The 1562-nt window shown below is 33.3% G+C and carries 2 protein-coding genes and 1 pseudogene; 2 read left to right on the top strand and 1 reads right to left on the bottom strand.

The features are described from left to right. Positions 1–314 precede the first annotated feature (314 nt). A complete protein-coding gene (locus tag F6K13_RS35650; RefSeq protein ID WP_353734866.1) occupies positions 315–560 on the bottom strand; it encodes a type ISP restriction/modification enzyme in 246 nt (81 codons plus the stop codon). A 134-nt stretch (positions 561–694) separates the two neighbouring features. Here F6K13_RS35650 and F6K13_RS32445 point away from each other — a divergent pair. Both F6K13_RS32445 and F6K13_RS35645 read left to right on the top strand, forming a co-directional pair. Continuing rightward, positions 695–979, top strand: a pseudogene (locus F6K13_RS32445) (transposase); the annotation flags it as partial. Beyond that, positions 910–1248, top strand: coding sequence for a transposase (locus F6K13_RS35645; RefSeq protein ID WP_124144117.1), 339 nt, complete (start codon positions 910–912; stop codon positions 1246–1248). The pseudogene F6K13_RS32445 and the gene F6K13_RS35645, both read left to right, overlap by 70 nt. The last annotated feature ends 314 nt before the right edge of the window (positions 1249–1562 follow it).

Here is a 1562-nt window from a genome sequence, read left to right as displayed (position 1 = left end):
TTAATAAATTGAGTCATAAAAAGAGCAAACCTCCAGAATAATTTGATCTATTTCTGTGATTATTTTTCTGGTTTGTCTGGTGAAAAAATAATTTTTGCCGACTCATTGGTTATGGGATAAATAAATAGTTACTAGGGAAAATTGAGAGAATTTTGATAAATTTTTCTACCACCTCATCGGTTGTGGGATAGACAAATCATAATTTTGGGGAAGAAGAGAGAATTTGGGCAAATTTTTCTACCTTATATCTAGGTAGATGGAATGAAAACTATATATAGATAAATGAATTTTTTATCCTCAATTGGACTGTCTGACTATCTGAGGTGAAAGTTCGGAATAATTTGATCTATTTTTGTCATTAATTTTCTGGTTTCTCTCAGGGCAAAAATAATTTTTTGATACTGATTAATCTTTTCATCCGATAATTCCCGGTTAGCTTTTTTTCTATCTTTAAGCCATTTATCTAAAACTTGGTAGCTACCGATTTTAAATTCCCATATTTTTTGACTGACCCCTGTGAAATAACAATTTTTGTTAATCCATATTTTTTCATTTGTCAGGTCATACTTAGGGCTTGCTGAATAAATTTAAAAAACTTACACACTCAGCGATTAAAGGTATTTTGAATTAGAAATTGTACCCAATTTTGAGCTAAAATATACTCTTATTCCAGGTATCTATAACTGCACACACCATGTACAGACAAGTAGGCCAAGGTGACACTGCACCAGAAAATTTGGAACTGCCGTTCAATGGCCAACTATCTCCAGAAAATCCTTGGGTAGTGATGGTTAGTCTAATTCCTTGGCCAAAATATGAAGATGTATATGCTAGCTTATTATCTGAGGAAAGAGGAGCACCTGCCTGATCTTTTAGAATCGCCTTAGGGGCGTTAATTATTAAAGAAAAATTGGGTATAAGCCACAGGGAAACAGTAGAACAAATCAAGGAAAATCCATATTTACAATACTTTATTGGTCAAAAAATATTGATAAAGAACAGAAGAAACAAGCTCACTTGGATGAAAGATTGCGGAACCATATTGAGGGTAAATTCGGGCAAGCAAAAAGAGGATTTAGTCTGGCGAAAGTGATGGCCAAACTTCCTGAAACTTCTATGACTGCGATCGCAATGACCTTTTTAGTAATCAACCTTTCTACCCTCGCCGGAAGAGGCATTTTCTCTTTTTTTGTAGTTTTTTGGAGAAAAAACTGTTTTTGCGGTGTATTTTATAATTTAAAGTTATAGCTGAATAAATGATGATAATAATAAGTTATAATCAGCTTTCTTTGAATCACAAATCAACCGTTTTCAGACTTTTGAGCGCAAACCCTAAGTAATTAGTTAAAATTAAGTTTTTCCCGATTTCAGATTCTAAATAACGTTTTAACTGGTCAGTTGATTGGATTTTTTCTAAATTTTCACTAATTTTTTTTAGCTTCTATATAGCCAAGTAAATTATCATTTTCTTTGTGGGTTTAATACCCCACCGTCTACACGGTGTTCAAAATTACTTGGGGTTAGAATCCCCATGTAATTTTCCTCCTGTCTCCTGTCTCCTG

It is taken from the genome of Okeania sp. SIO2B9, from assembly GCF_010672505.1.
Lineage (GTDB): Bacteria > Cyanobacteriota > Cyanobacteriia > Cyanobacteriales > Microcoleaceae > Okeania > Okeania hirsuta.
The sequence above is the reverse complement of the archived record's forward strand: the minus strand, read 5'-3'. Positions and strand labels throughout refer to the sequence as shown.